The sequence below is a fragment of the Oleiphilus sp. HI0079 genome (assembly GCF_001635105.1).
In genome coordinates this window covers 1-468 of the sequence record NZ_LWFT01000318.1, presented here as the reverse complement: position 1 = coordinate 468, position 468 = coordinate 1, and the positions used below count along the sequence as shown (strand labels likewise).

Annotated in this window: 1 protein-coding gene; it reads right to left on the bottom strand. The window is 48.9% G+C overall.

What is annotated here, in order from left to right; translation table 11 throughout:
• Positions 1–165: 165 nt before the first annotated feature.
• A partial coding sequence (locus A3750_RS25855; RefSeq protein ID WP_068548051.1) for a hypothetical protein occupies positions 166–468 on the bottom strand: 303 nt, incomplete at its 5' end.

The following is a 468-nucleotide window of genomic DNA, read 5'->3' as shown; positions in this document are numbered from 1 at the left end:
TTGAATACCTTATTTACATTTTTTGACATTCCAGACGCAACTGCTTACGGATACAGATAAACAGGGTGTTTGTTTTGCTATTTAACGGTCTCTACGGTGCTTTTAACGAAAAAGGCTCGCTGGTTAGCGAGCCTTTAAGCTGGGGTGCCTCAAAGATCATTCTATTTAACGCTGATAGTAAACCGGCTTCATTTCGCGCTCTGTCGGCTGACCCATCTTCACCTCGCCATCAATTACCCCATAAGGATAGGTCCAGCTGCGAGCCCAACCAGCAATATGTTCAGAAGCAACAACGATCTGTCTTAGGATTGTGCCGTCATCAAGCTTTCGGCCCGTGACGTAGATAATCCCAACGGCCCACTGCGTACGATTCGCCGCAAGGCCCTGCAATGCTTTAACCAATGCCTCGAGTGCAACCTCCTGGGGCATCTCGTCCTGCCCATCTACACGAATCGCACGGAAATTCCC